Here is a 16,711-nt window from a genome sequence, read left to right as displayed (position 1 = left end):
ATGAATGAGACATTGACCACAATCTATCAGACTGCGTGTTTCTTTGTGATATATGCTTTTTTCGGCTGGTGTCTGGAAGTAGTGTACCAGGCGGTAGAGCATGGAAAATTCATCAACCGCGGATTTCTCAACGGTCCATACTGCCCAATCTACGGCTTCGGAGTTATAATCGTATGCGGAGTCCTTGATCCGATCAAGGAAAATATTATCGTCCTGTATCTCGGATCTGTTCTGCTTACTACCACTCTGGAATTCATCACAGGCTTTCTCCTTGAAAAAATATTCAGACAGAAGTGGTGGGACTATACCAACGAGCGTTTTAATCTGAAGGGCTATATCTGCCTTAAATTCTCCCTGCTATGGGGAGTTGCCTGCCTTGTGACAGTGCGACTTATACACCCTCTCGTTACGGCGTTTGTATTTAAGTTTCCGCAGACACTCGGCATTATTCTACTGTCGATAATTCTCACAGGCTTTCTCAGCGATGCCATCATTACGGTATGTGCCATTATCCATATAAGAAACAAGCTCATACTCACAGAGCGTATCTCTGCTGATATGCGGAAGCTCTCCGATGCTGCGGGAGAAAGAATTTTCGGCAGAGTTGAATATGTTTTAGAGAAGAAAACAGAGCTTGAGAATAAAAATTCAGAGCGCAGACAAAAGCTTGAAGAACTAACTGCTAAGTACAAAAAACTCTCCGAGGAACGTGATATTACTCTGAAACGACTTTCAAAAGCTTTCCCGAAGCTCTCATTTGACAGAATAAACGATATAAAGGAACGTCTGGAAAAGCTTAAAGAAGAAATAATGCGTAAATAATATAAAAAAATGGGGACATTGTCTGAAATGTCCCTGTTTTTTTATGTGTTTTGATATAAAACGCAGAATTCAAAAAAATGTTTGACAATGCAGATAAAGTGTGCTATACTATATATGTTGAGACTTTAAAGCATTACAGCGTAAAGCGTTACAGCGTAAAGTGCTACAGTATCACGGAAAGAGGAATTTTTATGAAAGAGATATCTAAGCTTATGAATTACAGATCAGATGTGAGAGTTGTTGACGCAACTCTGCGTGACGGAGGACTCGTAAACGATTTCAGATTTACCGATGAGTTTGTAAGGGATCTTTATCTCTCTAACCTCAAGGCAGGCGTTGACTACATGGAGTTTGGCTACAGAGCTGACAAGGAAATGTTCAAGGTAGAGGATTTCGGTCCATGTAAGTTCTGCGATGATGAGTATATACGCTCTATCGTGGGCGAAAACCATACAGACCTGAAAATCGCCATCATGGCTGATGTAGGACGCTGCAACTACAAGCAGGACATCGTTGAGCGCGAAAACAGTCCTGTTGACCTTATCCGTGTAGCTACATATATTCACCAGATCCCCACAGCCGTGGATATGATCGAGGACGCAAAGAAAAAGGGCTACGAAGTCAGCTGTAATATCATGGCAATTTCAAACGCTCAGGAAAGTGATATGAAGGTCGCACTTGATATTCTCGGACAGTCCCCTGTTGATGTTTTCTATATCGTTGACAGCTTCGGCTCTCTCTATCCGGAGCAGATCGCTCGGATAGCTGACCTTTACCTTGAGGTCGCTGCCAAGTACGGCAAGAAGGTCGGAATTCACGCTCACAACAACCAGCAGCTGGCTTTTGCAAACACAATCGAGGCTGTCGGCGACGGAGTAGACTGGCTTGACGCCACATACTCCTCAATGGGCAGAGGCGCCGGAAACTGCGCTATGGAGCTCCTCCTGGGCTTCCTGAAAAATCCCAAGTACAATGTGTACCCTGTTTTCCAGTTTATCGAAAAGCACATGGATAAGCTCCGCGAAGAAGGTGCTGTATGGGGCTATGACCTTCAGTACCTGCTGACAGGTCTTTTCAACCAGCACCCCAGAACCGCTATCCAGTTCACAAAGGAAAAGCGCAAGGACGTTTCCGAATTCTACAAGGAGATAATCTCTCAGGAATAAAAAATCAAGGACTGCTGTAAAGCAGTCCTTTTTTTATCAGAATGTGAGCTGATTGCTGTCGCCAAGCTCCTTTGCAGGCTTTCCTGCGGCAGGAACGCTCTTTGCCCTGTACTTCTCCAGCTCGGGAAGCTCCTCCTCTGTGATTATGGAAGCAGATGAAAGAACAGCCTTCTTTCTCAGATTGATGACCTGAACGCCCTGTGAGTCTCTTGTGGACTTTGGCAGTATCATGCCTGTGTTGAATACAAGGGCATGGCCGCTTGATGTCCTGAGGAGAATATCTGCGTCCTCACCAACAAAAAGTGCAGCCACAAGTGGCGACTTTGCAGAATAAGCATTTGCCAGCTTCTTTCGGTTAGTCTTGGTCTCATATGACTTCATCGGAACCTTTGCAGCCTTTCCGTTTTCAAAGAAGAATACGATATATCCGCTGTAATCCGTAGTCGGAACAAGAGTTTTAAGTCCCTCGTTCTCGTCAAAGCTTAGCTTTGCAGGGATATAATCGCCCATAACGCTTGCTTTTGTATCATCAAAAGCGCTTGCCTTTGACTTGTACGCCTGTGCCTGATCTGAGAAGAAAACAAGCTCGGTCTTGTTAGTTGCTTCAAAGCTCTGGCTGATGAAGTCACCCTCCTTCAGCTTCTGCTCGCCGCTCATTCTCAGTGACTGAGGTGTAATCTTCTTGAAGTAGCCGCTGTCTGATACAAAGAGATGTACGGGATAATCGGGAGTATCGTCAATTACCTCCTCTTCCTCAACATCAGACTGATAGTAGAACATGGTCTTTCTGGGCATTGCATAGTTCTTTATGACTTCGCGGAGCTCATTTACAATGATCTTTCTTATCTTCTTCTTGTCGCGGAGTATCTCCTCCATCTCCTCGATGTCCTTTTTCAGCTGATCTACTTCCTCAACTCGGCGAAGAATGTACTGCTTGTTGATATTACGCAGTTTTATCTCTGCCACATATTCAGCCTGTACCTCGTCTATTCCAAAGCCGATCATCAGGTTCGGAACAACGTCAGCTTCGTTTTCGGTCTCGCGGATTATCTTTATTGCCTTGTCAATATCAAGAAGTATCTTCGAGAGAGCTTCCAGAAGATGGAGCTTCTCCTTCTTCTTCTGGAGGTCATGATAGGTCCTTCGCATGATGCACTCCTCACGGAATGCAGTCCACTCGGTAAGTATCTCACGTACGCCCATTACCTTGGGAGTTCCTGCGATAAGGATATTGAAGTTGCAGGGATAGCTGTCCTGGAGCGGAGTCAGACGATAGAGCTTCTGCATGAGCTTATCGGGGTCTGTTCCACGTTTGAGGTCGATAGCGATCTTGAGACCGTCGATGTCTGTCTCATCACGGATATAGGAGATCTCCCTTATCTTGCCCTGCTTTACAAGGTCGATTATCTTCTCGATGATAGCCTCAACAGTGGTAGTGTAGGGGATCTCGGTGACCTCAATACAGTTCGCGCTCTTGTCGTAGCTGTACTTTGAGCGCACCTTTATGCTTCCGCGTCCTGTCTCGTAGACCTTGTTCAGCTCTGCCTCATCGTAGAGCATAAGTCCGCCGCCGGGAAAATCAGGACCCTTGAGAGTACTGAGGATATCGTGGTCGGGATCTTTCATCAGAGCGATGGTAGTCTCGCAGACCTCCTCAAGATTGAAGGGGCACACATTGCTTGCCATTGAAACGGCAATTCCCGTATTTGAGTTTACAAGTACTGTCGGGAAGGTTGCAGGCAGAAGTGTAGGCTCCTGCATGGTATTATCATAGTTAGGAACGAAATCTATAGTCTCCTTGTCAATGTCGCGGAAGAGCTCATTGCATATCTTTTCAAGCTTTACCTCTGTATATCGCGGAGCCGCAAAGTGCATTTTGCTCGAGTACTGCTTACCGAAGTTTCCCTTGCTGTCGATATACGGATGGAGCAGAGCCTCGTTGCCTCTTGTCATACGGACAAGGGTCTCATATATAGCCTGATCGCCATGGGGGTTGAGCTTCATGGTCTCACCGACCACGTTCGCAGACTTTGAACGCTCCTTATCGGGATTAAGCAGTCCCCTCTTGTACATCATGTAAAGAAGCTTTCTGTGTGAAGGCTTGAAGCCGTCTATCTCGGGAAGAGCTCGGGAGATGATAACGCTCATGGCATAGGGCATATAGTTCTTTTTCAGCGTGTCCGTTATCTTTTCATCAACGACACTGCCCGAACCCTCTATATAAGCCTCGTGCTTGAACACGGGCTGCTTTTTGGGAGTTTCCCTCTTTCTTGGCATTTATGATTCTCCTTCTGTACGTCTTTCGCTTTTTTTCACAAGCTTTTCGGGATCTTTTACAAAGGTCCTTACAACGCTTCCGCAGTCGCGGCAGATAGTATGATACAGTGAAGTTGAACGCAGCATACTGTCTGCGCTGTAAACCGCACCGTAAAAATTCTGATAGCCTGTAATGAACTCAGTTCCGCCGCAGAAACGGCATTTTGTCATTTTGACCCTTTTCATATCAAATCTCCTTAGCTTATATCTGCTAATTCAAGATAGTCGGCTCCGTATTCGGATATATAATCCTTACGTCCCTGAAGGTCATCACCAAGAAGCATCTCAAAAACCTCTGCAGACTCTGTAATATCGTCGGCAGTTACCTTGATAAGACGGCGGGTGTCGGGATTCATAGTCGTAAGGCTCATCATATCGGGCTCGTTTTCACCGAGACCTTTCGAGCGCTGTATGGTATGCTTCTTGTCGCCTATCATATCAAGAATACGCTGTTTTTCCTGCTCGGTGTAGGCAAAATAGGTTTTTTCCTTGGTATTGATCTCAAACAACGGAGATTCGGCGATATATACATATCCCTGCTCAATAAGAGTAGGGGTAAGTCTGTAGAGCATTGTCAGGATAAGTGTTCTTATCTGAAAGCCGTCAACGTCCGCATCGGTACAGATGACAATCTTGCTCCAGCGGAAGTTGTTAATGTCGAAGTTTGAAAGCTCCTTGTTAGCTTTGGTGGTAACTTCCACACCGCAGCCAAGTACCTTGATAAGGTCTGTGATTATCTCGCTCTTGAATATTTTTGTGTACTCAGCCTTCAGACAGTTGAGTATCTTTCCGCGGACAGGGATTATAGCCTGAAACTCCGCATTTCTCGCCAGCTTAACGGAACCCAGAGCCGAATCGCCCTCCACTATATAGATCTCGCGGCGTGAAACGTCCTTGGTACGGCAGTCAACGAACTTCTCGACCATATTTGCAAGGTCGATAGTTCCCGTCAGCTTCTTCTTGACGTTGAGACGAACCTTTTCAGCGTTCTCACGGCTGCGCTTGTTTATGAGTATCTGCTCGGCTATCTTCTGAGCCTCATCGGGATTTTCTATGAAATATACCTCCAGCTGGTGGCGGAGAAACTCCGTCATCGCTTCACGGATAAACTTATTAGTGATAGCCTTTTTGGTCTGGTTGGCGTATGAAGTCTGTGTGGAAAATGACGAGGATACAAGGATAAGGCACTCCTCAACATCGGCGTAGGTTATCTTGCTCTCGTTCTTCTGATAACCGTTAATGGACTTTATATAGCTGTCTATCTGAGACTGGAATGCTCGCTTTACTGCCTCGGCAGGTGAGCCGCCGTGCTCAAGATAGCTGGAGTTATGGTAATACTCCGTAAGCTTTGCCTTATTTGAGAAGGTCAGTGCTACGTCAAGCTTTACCTTGTACTCAGGCTTGTCCTCACGGTCCTTGCCCTTCTTTTCGGCTGTCCAGTGCTGGATGGAAGTGAGAGCGCCATCCCCTGCTATCTCCTGAACGTACTCTGTAATTCCCGATTCATAGAAGAACTCCTGCTCGTTGAAACCGCCTGCTTCGTTTTCTGAGCGGAACACAAAAAGGATATTGGGGTTTACTATAGCCTGACGCTTGAGTATATCGCAGAAAAACTCGTCAGAAACATCTATATCGGTAAATACCTCAAGGTCGGGACGCCAGCGGGTCTTTGTGCCTGTCTGCTTTCTCTTGCAGGGCTCCTTTTTCAGTCCGCCTACATTGTTTCCCTTTTCAAAGTGAAGATCATACTTGAAGCCGTCACGGATAACTTCAACGTCCATGAACTCAGATGAGAACTGAGTTGAGCACAGACCGAGTCCGTTCAGACCCAGAGAATACTCATAGGACTCCGCTGAAGTGTCATACTTACCGCCTGCATAAAGCTCGCAGTAGACCAGCTCCCAGTTATAGCGCTTCTCATTGTTATTGTAGTCAACAGGACAGCCTCGTCCGAAATCTTCTACTTCTATCTCATTATTCCTGAAATGAGTGATGATGATCTTATTACCGTAACCCTCACGGGCTTCGTCTATTGAGTTTGAGATGACTTCAAAGATCGAATGTTCACAACCGTCCAGACCGTCCGATCCGAATATAACAGCAGGACGCTTACGGACTCTGTCCGCGCCCTTCAGCATTGAGATACTGTCATTGCCGTAATCTTGTTTCTTAGCCATAATACACTGCCTTTCAGTCACGTTTTAATGCATACTTAATTATTATAGCACAACAGAAATGATTTTGCAAGTCCGCAGTAAAAAATATCCCCTATATACCGAAAAAAGCAGCCATAACAGCTGCTTTCTCTCTTATTTTGTTCCGAGATATTTGTATCCTGCATCGGTTATCGCTTTTTTTACTGCTTTTTCATCAAGAGCTCCTGACAGAGTAAGCTTTGCAGTTCCCTTCTCATGGCTTGTTATCGCCTCGTCCACAAAGGGCAGTTCCTCCAGGGCTTTCTTTACTCTCGCTTCACAGTGGGTGCACATCATACCCTTTATTTTCAGAGTTACTTCACTTGTATCACTGCTGACTTCTGCAAGAACGTTACTGCGCTTCTTGTCACGGCTGCCGTCATGGACCTTGAAAAAGTTCAGCCTTAGAGCATTCGACACTACAAAAAAGCTTGAAAGGCTCATGGCTGCCGCTCCGAACATGGGGTTCATCTGCCAACCGAAAAGCTTGTAGTAAACACCTGCCGCAAGAGGTATGCCTATAATGTTGTATATGAATGCCCAGAAAAGATTCTGGTGGATATTTCTCAGAGTTGCCCTGCTGAGACGTACCGCCGCAGGAACATCGCTGAGGCGGCTTTTCATGAGCACTACATCTGCCGCGTCTATGGCTACATCAGCGCCGGCACCGATAGCTATGCCCATATCGGCAGCTGTAAGTGCGGGAGCGTCATTTATTCCGTCGCCCACCATAGCTACCTTGCCCTTCTTTTTCAGACGGCGGATAACGCTCTCCTTGCCGTCAGGAAGCACTCCTGCTATGACCTCATCAACGCCTGCCTGCTCACCGATAGCTTTGGCAGTCCTCTCGTTATCGCCTGTAAGCATGACCACATGGATACCCATGTTCCGAAGCTCTCTGACTGCCTGCGGACTGTCCTCCTTTATGACATCAGCTACTGCAATGACGCCCATTAGTATTCCGTCCTTAGCGAAGAACAGCGGTGTCTTTCCCTGCTCTGAAAGAGACTCGGCAGCAGCTCTGACCTCCTGCGGAACTTCGGTATGTTCACTTATAAAACCGAGATTACCGCCTGTGAGGATACAGTCGCCGTTCTTACCGGTAAGACCGTTTCCTGCAACAGCTCTGAACTCACTGACATCTTCTGCGGTGATATTATTCTCGTCACCGTATTTGAGAACTGCTTTTGCAAGAGGATGCTCACTCTTCTTTTCAAGAGAATATGCCAGACGGAGAAGCTCCACCTCGGTCGTGTTTTCTGCCGTGATAATGTCAGTGACAGTTGGCTGACCGCTTGTAATGGTTCCGGTCTTGTCCAGTGCAACGATCTGCACCTTTCCCGTCTCCTCAAGTGAAACGGCAGTCTTGAAAAGCAGTCCGTTCTTTGCTCCGACACCGCTTCCCACCATTATAGCAACGGGAGTGGCAAGTCCGAGAGCACAGGGACAGCTTATTACAAGTACAGATATTGCTCTTGCAAGAGAATAGCCTACAGGTCTTCCCACCAGAAGCCAGACAATAAACGTCACAAGTGCAATTCCGATAACCACAGGAACAAATACTCCCGATACCTTATCAGCTATCTTTGCAATAGGAGCCTTTGTAGCTGCGGCGTCACTGACCATTTTTATTATCTGAGAAAGAGTAGTGTCTTCGCCGACTCTTGTTGCCTCACAACTCAGGTAGCCTGACTGATTTATTGTAGCTGCTGAAACTCCGTCTCCTGCTGCTTTATCTACAGGAATACTTTCACCCGTCAGTGCAGCCTCGTTCACAGCGCTCTCACCATCTATGATAACACCGTCAACCGGAATACTCTCTCCGGGACGAACCGCGAAAATGTCACCCTTTTTGACTTGTTCAACAGGCACCTCAGTCTCCTCGCCCTCACGGATTAGGACAGCTGTCTTGGGTGCAAGCTTCATAAGCCCCTTGAGTGCGTCGGTGGTCTTGCCCTTGGAGCGGGCTTCCAGCATTTTTCCGACAGTAATGAGCGTCAGTATCATAGCTGCTGACTCGAAGTAGAAATTGTGCATATAGTTCATGACCGCGTCAGTATTACCCTTCAGCTGAGCGTCAGTCATTGCGAAAAGTGCAACAGTGCTGTACACAAAAGAAGCTCCCGAGCCAAGAGCCACAAGAGTATCCATATTGGGTGAGCGGTGGATAATTCCTTTAAAGCCGTTTATGAAGAACTTCTGATTAATGACCATGACAATGGCAGCAAGCAGCATCTGAGCAAGTCCCATCATGACGTGGTTGCCCTCCATAAATGACGGAAGCGGGAAACCGAACATCATATGCCCCATTGATATATACATGAGAAGCAGCAGGAAGCCAAGAGAAGAAATAAGCCGCTTTTTCATAGCAGGCGTTTCAGTATCTTTAAGCTCATCTTCCGCAGATGACGAAGCTTTTGCACCTTTGACGGAGGCGCCGTAGCCTGCATTTTTTACTGCATTTATTATATCACTGTCGGAAGCTGTTCCCTCTACTCCCATGGAATTGGTAAGCAGGCTAACAGAGCATGATGATACGCCTTTGACTGACGAAACAGCCTTTTCGACCCTTGCGCTGCAGGCTGCACAGCTCATGCCTGTTACATTGAATTGTTTCATCAAAACACCTCCGTATTTGCTTGATATTATTATATCAAATATGCTGACAAGTGTCAATTAACCAAGGCTAACATAAAAACGGACCGATAAGGTCCGTTTGAAAGTTATCTGACAGCTTCCTCATATTCGCTCTCTTTGAAGCCTATCACAATTTTACTGCCATTGATAAGTATGGGACGCTTTACAAGCATACCATCAGTTGCCAGAAGCTTTAACTGCTCTTCAACAGTCATATCAGGAAGCTTGTTCTTGAGCTCCATTGATTTATAAACCTGTCCGCTGGTGTTGAAGAACTTTTTAAGCGGAAGTCCGCTCATTTTGTACCACTCCGTGAGCTCCTCATATGAAGGATTATCCTCTTTGATGTCTCTGAGTTCATATGAAACTCCATTAGCGTCAAGCCATTTTCTCGCCTTCTGACAGGTAGTACATTTAGGATAGCATATAAACTTCATATTATTCCTCCGTAAAATTATTTTAAAAAAATGTCACATTTCCGACTTTTGTATCGTTTATATATATGGTGAGCATGAGCAGCGATACAAACTGATCTTCTCAGAAACATTATAACACATATCTTTGCATTTATCTACTTCGGCTAAAGGATAAAAAAACAGTCGGCAGTACGCCGACCGTTATTTCCTATTATTTGAAGTGATTGCAGTATCCGTCACCCCAGAAACCAAGGTAACCCTGAGTAAAGGATTCAGGCTCTGTAAAGTAAAGTGTTACTGCATCTTTAACGCTCTGAGTGACATATGAAGAATATGTGCCCAAATTTACATATCCATAAGATCCCGAGAACTGACCGGGCTGTGTAAGCACGTCATAGATCGTATTCGGGAATTTAGGTGAATTAACTCTATTCATGATCACCTCTACAACATACGCCTTGTCAGTTTCGCTTATCCAACTGCAGCCTGCTTCGTGTGCAACTGCGTTACAGAGTATTATATACTCCTCATCGGATATCGGAAGTGACCCGCTGTCGGAAACTTCTTCAACCTCTGTCCATACTTCAGGCTCCTCCGTTACTTCGACGTATGTGGTGGTCGGTTCGGGAGCAGCTGTAGTAGTAACAGCTGTCGTTGTTGTTGTCGCAACAGTGGTGGTCGTTGTTGCAGCGGTAGTTATTATCGCTGTAGTTACTACAGGCTTATACGCTGTAGTTGTTACCTTCACATCAGTAGCTGTTATCATAGCAACCTTTGCTGCTGTTGTAGCTGCCTGTGTGGAGGGCTGTGTTAATGCAGCCGGCGCGTGAGCCGGTGCTGGCACCGATCTTGAAATCCGTGAAGCTGCTGTAGCGGCCTCTGTTTTGTACTGGGAAGTTGTGCCTTCCTCTGTGTACATTGAGAATTTGCTTGCAGCCGTAGTATTTTCGGCTGTATAAGATTTCTTGGTGGTTGTTCTGTTGTATGTAGTTGTTTTCTCGTTAGAAACTGCAAATGAAGTACTTGCAGTTGCTGAAGCGTTTGAACTACCGACGACAGGATCGTCTGTATTTTCCTCAGTAACGAGATCAGCTGTACTTACGGTCGAAGATGTAAGATATGCAACTCCGAATCCTCCGCCCAGGACTGATGCAACTACTCCGCAAGCTAACGCTGCGGCTCTGAGATTACCCATCAACTCATCCTTTCCTGAAAACTTAATTTCATTCAAATTTTTTCGGGCTGATGATATGATAACACATATCCTACGAAATATCAATACTTTTAGGATTTTTTCCATTTTGTGGCTGCTTTTTTCCACAATAATTCTATCCTCGAAGTAAAACTGCACATATTAGATTTCTATTTTATGGATTATATATGAACTCAAAATTAATAAAGCTGTTTATTTATCAGCTGTTTATTACAAAACGGTAACAAAAGCTGCCCATTCAGAGCAAATCCCAAAATATCCAAACGCCTATTTAACGTCATTTTTCCTTTTTTTCGACATATACATATCCCCTAAAAAGTAACTGAAAAATTACATTGGCGTTTTGTAAAAATATACAGATAGCTATTGCAAAAAGAAGGCATTGATGTTATAATAAATAGGTATAAACAAATTTTACAGGAGAAACAATATGAACAAGACGTATTATACAAATCAGATCAATTCTGTCATTGCCGAGGTCAAAAAAGCTGTAATCGGCAAGGACGCTATCATTATCAAGGCTCTTCTTGCAATGCTTTGTAAGGGCCATATCCTCATTGAGGATATTCCCGGTGTTGGTAAAACGACCCTTGCGCTTGCCTTTTCAAAGGCGCTTTCACTGGAGCATAACCGTATGCAGTTTACCCCCGATGTACTCCCCTCTGACGTTACAGGATTTTCTGTATACAATAAGAGCAACGGCAAATTTGAGTTCCGTCCCGGTGTTGCTTTCTGTAATCTCTTCCTTGCTGACGAGATCAACCGTACATCAAGCAAAACTCAGTCTGCTCTCCTTGAGCTCATGGAAGAAAAGAGTATCACTGTTGACGGAAATACCTATAAGCTCCCCGAGCCCTATACCGTTATCGCTACCCAGAACCCTATCGGTTCCGCAGGTACTCACAATCTCCCCGATTCCCAGCTGGATCGTTTCATGATCAAGCTCAGCATGGGTTACCCCGATTTTGACGGCGAGGTAACTATCCTGAAAGCAAAGCGAAACAATAATCCTCTTGATAATGTAAATCCTGTTGCTGATAGTTCTTTTATTACTGAACTTCAGGAGTATATTTCCAATATTTATGTTGATGACAGGATCTATGAGTACATAGTATCGCTTTCGGCTGCTACGCGTAATCATCCTATGCTCAAGCTTGGCGTCAGCCCCAGAGGTACACTGGCTCTTATGCAGCTCTCAAAGGGTATTGCAGTTGCAATGGGCAGAGATTATGTTATCCCGGAAGATATTTCGTACATCTGCAATGATGTTTTTGAGCACAGGATAATGCTCAATTCAAAGGCAAAGCTTTCAGAGACCAGCGCCTCCGACATCATTACCGAGATACTGAAGACCGTTCCCGTTCCCGGGATCAGCGCAAAGTAAGGGTAAAATATGATCCTGACAAAGATCCTGTTTATTATACTTATAATAGTATGTCTCTGCTTCTACGTTCTCTATGTGTGGGACTTTGCTCTCATTCTTCTGATCGTTATTGCAGCCCTTCCTATTATAATGTTTATAACAACATTGATCACCAAGAAGCTCATAACAGTGGAATTTGCCGTAAAAGACAAGAATGTCGCAAAAAACAAGGACTTCCCTGTACAGCTGGTGGTAACAAACAGAAGTATTTTTCCTATCGGAAAAGCAGAAGCTCACATTGAGTATTATAATGTGTTCAGCGACCAGGTCTCTGCTTTCGATCTCTATCTGCCCATACAATCAAGAAATTCTCAGCGCGTGACATTTCAACTGAGTTCTAAATTCTGCGGAATAATCAAAATACGCTCAGCGTACCTGAATATTTATGATCCGCTGAGACTTTTCAGATTCAAAACAGCCAAGAATATCTGCACAGAGGTGGCTGTAATGCCCGAATGTCATGAGATAGGCGGTATAGTACACTATACCGACCGCGTCAACGAGGAAAGTGATATTTTCTCAGAGTACAAGCCGGGCGACGATCCCTCGGAGGTATTTGACCTAAGAGAGTACAATCAGGGCGACAAGCTCAACCGTATCCACTGGAAGCTCAGCTCAAAGAAGGACGATTTCATCGTCAAGGACTACAGCCTTCCAATTGATGTCCCCTGTTCTCTTTTCCTTGATCTTAAATGCTATGAGGACAGCGAGCTGACTCTGCCTGTTTTCGATACCCTTATCGAAACGGCTATTTCTCTTTCTCAGTTCCTGCTGGAGAATGAGCGCGGTCACTCTGTGATATTCTTCAATTCGTCACAGAACAGGTTTGTGGAGCATACTATTACAGCTCCATCAGATCTTACAGTTCTCATAAGCGAGATAATAACCTCTTTAAGGGATGATCTTTTCTGTCAGTCCCCGGAGGTCTACTTCTCTGAAAACAATTCACTTTCATATGCTTCGTTCTCGATGATAAGTTCAGCCACAAGCCATAAAATGCTCGATCATATCGACGAAAACATCGAAGCTGACTTTAAGAACGCAATTCTTGTCGTAAACTCGGCTCAGAGCCTTGCTGAAAAGCTTTCCGGATACCAGTCTCTCAGTGTTATCCCCGTAGCCGTAGGCAAGATCTCTGCCTCGATAAAGGATATAGATATATAATGAAAAGAAAGAACATACAAAACAAAAACGGCATATCCATCAGCGACAGCATTGTTATGTCCGTTAAAAGAAAACACGCCAATTACCGAAAGCCCTTCTCGGCAGCTATTGCAGTTATCGGCTTTGTTTCGGTGATCATGGCATTTCTTGGAATGTTCAGTTTCAACTATTCACCAAAGAAGATATTCTTTGCAGCAGCTGCTATCGGAACATTCTACCTTGTACTTGCTCTGATCTCTAAAAAAGCACTATGGGTCTATGCAGGCTCTGTTGTTCTGTTTGTCATCGGCGCATACAAGAAAGCATCTAAAATAGCTCTTGGCTTCAAATTCATATACAATATTATATATAAGGACGCTTATCACTCTGAGATCGAATACTACAAGGGTCTTAAATCAGCTCTGGAGATACCGTCGGTAAATACGCTGTTCATCTTCTATATCTGGCTGCTGGCTATTGTTGTATTCTTCTTCACTATCTGCCGTCCCAATCCGGTGCTGCCGCTGATGACTACATTCCCTGTTCTTGAGATCGGAATGTACAACGGCATCAGAGTACCTGTTTTATGGGGAATACTCTGTATCGCCTTCTGGCTGGCTCTGCTTGCCATGTCAACCATCGATGTAGGTGAATACTCTGGCGGACAGAGCGGATTTGTCCGAAAGAACGACCTGTTCTTCCCGAAACGGCATATGAAGCTCAAGGTCACTGAGAAGTGCGGAATGCTCATCGTTGCCTCTGTTATCGCTGTTGCAGGTGTTTCTTCCTGCTTCCTTAAGCTCACACACTATAAAAGAAGTGAAAAGCTTGATAATAAGCGCCGTGAGGTCACTGAGGCACTCAACGATTTTTCATTTGATAATCTTGCCGAAAGCCTTTCAAACTTAAGCAGTGCCATCGGATTTGATTTTGAGTACGAAAACCACAAACTCGGTACCAATGACCATGTAAGATACAAGAATGTCACAGACCTTACTGTTACATTGGAGCATCCTATGGAGGGTGCGCTTTACCTTAAAGACTATTCAGGCGCTATTTACAAGAACAACGAGTGGTTCGGACTTCCTTCATCTTCATATAAGCATGAGATCTTCGATGATTTTGATTCATATGATCTTCATCCACAGGATTTTCCTGCCATGTTCACAAAACTTCTGGATCCTTCTTATCAGGAAACAACTATCTGGATCAAACCAAGTCAGAAGAAAAGCCGTCACACATATGCTCCATATGGCACTATCGGTGTAAACGGGATTTCTTATAACAAGGATCTTACAATTTCCAACAAGGGTGCCAAAAAGGGAGAAAGCTCTTATAAGTTCATAAATGTTAATGTAGATGATCTCTCAAACAAGCTCATTTTCTCGGAACAGCAGAACAAATATGTGCCTTCACGAGTAGTCTACTCTGCTTCGGACATAACCGACAGCAAGAAGCGTGAGAAGATACTCAAATACTGCCGTGAAAACGACCTGATCTCCTACGACGACTTCTTCCCCGTTGACTTTGACATTCATGCTGATCCTAATTATCTTCTGAATGACGGAGACACACTTCTTGCAGAGCTGCTCCAGAACAGCTACAAGAACTTCGTTTATGATAACTATCTTGAGGTCCCTGATACAAAGGCTATGGAGGAAGTCCGCGAACATTACGCTGACATTCTTGACGCTTATGATGGTACTGTAGAGAGTACATTCGCTGTACTTGACGGCATACACAGCCGTATGGAGTCTGAGTGTACCTACTCGCTCTATCCGAGAAAAACTCCTTCAAACCGCGACTTTGTCAACTACTTCCTTCTTGAGAACAAAAAGGGATACTGTACACACTTCGCCACTTCAGGCGTTATGCTTGCAAGAATGGCAGGTATCCCCGCAAGATATGCAACAGGATATATCGTTGTTGAGAACGATCAGAATGCAGGAAAGCAAAATAACGACGGTTCACTTACCATCGACGTAAAGGACAACAGGAGCCATGCCTGGGCTGAGATCTATCTTGACAGCATAGGCTGGGTCCCCTACGAATTCACCGCAGGATACTCCACACGCGAGATAACAACACAGCCTGTTACAACTGCTGAGCCTACTACCAATGATGCAACCACTACTACAATGACCACTGCTGAACGTACATCAGGTCCCGCCACAAAGGCGGCAACAACTACCACCGTAACTGCCTCGTCGACAGCTCCCGCAACCACAGGACACGGTGCCATCGGTTCAGGACACGGCAATGGTATTCATATCCCCAAGGCAGTCGGAAATATACTTCTCGTTCTCTTTGCAATGATCCTTATAGCTGCTTTCATACTTCTCAGAAGACGTTTCATCATCAATCTGAGAAAAAAGCGCTTTACTACAGGAAAAGCCGAGAAGAAGGCAGGATATATCTACGCTTATGCAGAAAAGCTCCTTGAAACGCTGGAAATGAGAAGCGAAAACGGCAACTACAAGAGCTTCGCCGAGGATGTAGAAAAGAATTACGGCGGCATCTATTTTGAAAAAGGTGCCTTTGAAAAGCTCACAGATGTTGCTCTCAGAGCGACCTTCAGCAAGGAAACTCCTACCGCTGAGGAAGTCGAGGAATGCCTCAAAACTGTTGAGTCTATCTCGGACAAGCTCTATAGCAAGTCAAATCGTGTAAACAAGCTGAAGCTGATGTATGTCAGTGTTCTGAAATAGGAGGGGTATCATGAAAATTGATAATTCGGGATATTTATTCAAAGCTATCCTGCTGACAGCCTGCGGTATACTCCTCACATTCTTTCCGGGTGTTCTGGCATGGGTCTTCTATATAATCGGTGGTATCATCATTATAGGAAGCCTTCTCACCGGTCTGTCGGGCGGAGAGGGCGGATCACTCTTCTCTGTAGGCATGGTCGGAGCCGGTATCGGCTTGTTCATCATGTATCTGCCGAAGCTTATAAGCTCTCATATCGCAATTATAGCAGGAATGGTGCTTGTTATCGTTGGTATCGTCCAGATAGTCAAGTCCCGTAAAAAAGATCTTTCCAACGGTATGAGGAATGTACAGCTGGTATTCGGCATACTACTTCTGGTAGCAGGAATATTCTTCATGTTCAATCCGTTCCACGCAAGCAAGATTATCCGTATACTTACAGGTGTACTGCTCCTTCTCTTTGCCGCATTCAACTACTATGTCGTCCACGTTATCAATCAGAGAAACGCAGGAAATATAAGCGGAAACAGCAACAATGCCTCTGATAATATAATCGACACATCGGGAGTAGAAAAGCCCGACGAGATAAATAACCGTATAGAATAACTATGATACTGCCGAGAGATCGGCAGTATCTTTTTTGTCTTCATAATCGAACAAGTGTTTGACAACGG

General features: G+C 44.9%; 12 protein-coding genes. 6 read left to right on the top strand and 6 right to left on the bottom strand.

Annotated elements, in window-relative coordinates; genetic code table 11:
• Together T488_RS0108705 and T488_RS0108700 are read left to right on the top strand one after the other, a co-directional pair.
• A complete protein-coding gene (locus T488_RS0108705; protein WP_037297613.1) occupies window positions 1-822 on the top strand; it encodes a putative ABC transporter permease in 822 nt (273 codons plus the stop codon).
• Window positions 823-1,013: 191 nt separating this feature from the next.
• Window positions 1,014-1,988, top strand: a complete 975-nt coding sequence (locus T488_RS0108700) for an aldolase catalytic domain-containing protein (RefSeq protein WP_028520441.1) — start codon at window positions 1,014-1,016, stop codon at window positions 1,986-1,988.
• 36 nt (window positions 1,989-2,024) lie between these two features.
• Here T488_RS0108700 and T488_RS0108695 read toward each other — a convergent pair whose 3' ends face one another.
• The 6 genes from T488_RS0108695 to T488_RS18760 all read right to left on the bottom strand — a co-directional run bounded on the left by T488_RS0108695 (window position 2,025) and on the right by T488_RS18760 (window position 10,747).
• A complete protein-coding gene (locus tag T488_RS0108695) occupies window positions 2,025-4,265 on the bottom strand; it encodes a DNA gyrase/topoisomerase IV subunit A (protein ID WP_028520440.1) in 2,241 nt (746 codons plus the stop codon).
• Window positions 4,266-4,490, bottom strand: a complete 225-nt coding sequence (locus T488_RS0108690; RefSeq protein ID WP_028520439.1) for a hypothetical protein — start codon at window positions 4,488-4,490, stop codon at window positions 4,266-4,268.
• Window positions 4,491-4,501: 11 nt separating this feature from the next.
• Entirely contained in the window at window positions 4,502-6,481 is a 1,980-nt protein-coding gene (locus T488_RS0108685) for a toprim domain-containing protein (RefSeq protein ID WP_028520438.1), read from the bottom strand.
• Between the two features lie 132 nt (window positions 6,482-6,613).
• A complete protein-coding gene (locus T488_RS0108680; protein WP_028520437.1) occupies window positions 6,614-9,118 on the bottom strand; it encodes a heavy metal translocating P-type ATPase in 2,505 nt (834 codons plus the stop codon).
• A gap of 104 nt (window positions 9,119-9,222) precedes the next feature.
• A complete protein-coding gene (locus tag T488_RS0108675; RefSeq protein WP_028520436.1) occupies window positions 9,223-9,573 on the bottom strand; it encodes an arsenate reductase family protein in 351 nt (116 codons plus the stop codon).
• A gap of 190 nt (window positions 9,574-9,763) precedes the next feature.
• Entirely contained in the window at window positions 9,764-10,747 is a 984-nt protein-coding gene (locus T488_RS18760; RefSeq protein WP_028520435.1) for a cell wall hydrolase, read from the bottom strand.
• A gap of 448 nt (window positions 10,748-11,195) precedes the next feature.
• Here T488_RS18760 and T488_RS0108665 point away from each other — a divergent pair, with 448 nt between their 5' ends.
• Genes T488_RS0108665 through T488_RS0108650 form a run of 4 tightly spaced genes read left to right on the top strand, consistent with a single transcriptional unit; the run spans window position 11,196 to window position 16,643 of the window.
• The gene (locus tag T488_RS0108665; protein WP_028520434.1) at window positions 11,196-12,149 is read left to right on the top strand and encodes an AAA family ATPase; all 954 of its coding nucleotides are present in this window, start codon (window positions 11,196-11,198) and stop codon (window positions 12,147-12,149) included.
• A gap of 9 nt (window positions 12,150-12,158) precedes the next feature.
• Window positions 12,159-13,352, top strand: coding sequence for a DUF58 domain-containing protein (locus tag T488_RS0108660; protein ID WP_028520433.1), 1,194 nt, complete (start codon window positions 12,159-12,161; stop codon window positions 13,350-13,352).
• Window positions 13,352-16,039: a transglutaminase-like domain-containing protein gene (locus T488_RS0108655; RefSeq protein ID WP_028520432.1), complete on the top strand. Its 2,688-nt coding sequence runs from the start codon at window positions 13,352-13,354 to the stop codon at window positions 16,037-16,039. Before T488_RS0108660 ends, T488_RS0108655 begins: the two co-directional genes overlap by 1 nt.
• A 10-nt stretch (window positions 16,040-16,049) precedes the next feature.
• Entirely contained in the window at window positions 16,050-16,643 is a 594-nt protein-coding gene (locus tag T488_RS0108650) for a DUF308 domain-containing protein (protein ID WP_028520431.1), read from the top strand.
• Window positions 16,644-16,711: the final 68 nt, after the last annotated feature.

Source organism: Ruminococcus flavefaciens ND2009 (genome assembly GCF_000621785.1).
In the GTDB taxonomy this organism is placed as follows: domain Bacteria; phylum Bacillota; class Clostridia; order Oscillospirales; family Ruminococcaceae; genus Ruminococcus; species Ruminococcus flavefaciens_C.
This window is presented reverse-complemented; position numbering and strand designations above follow the sequence as displayed.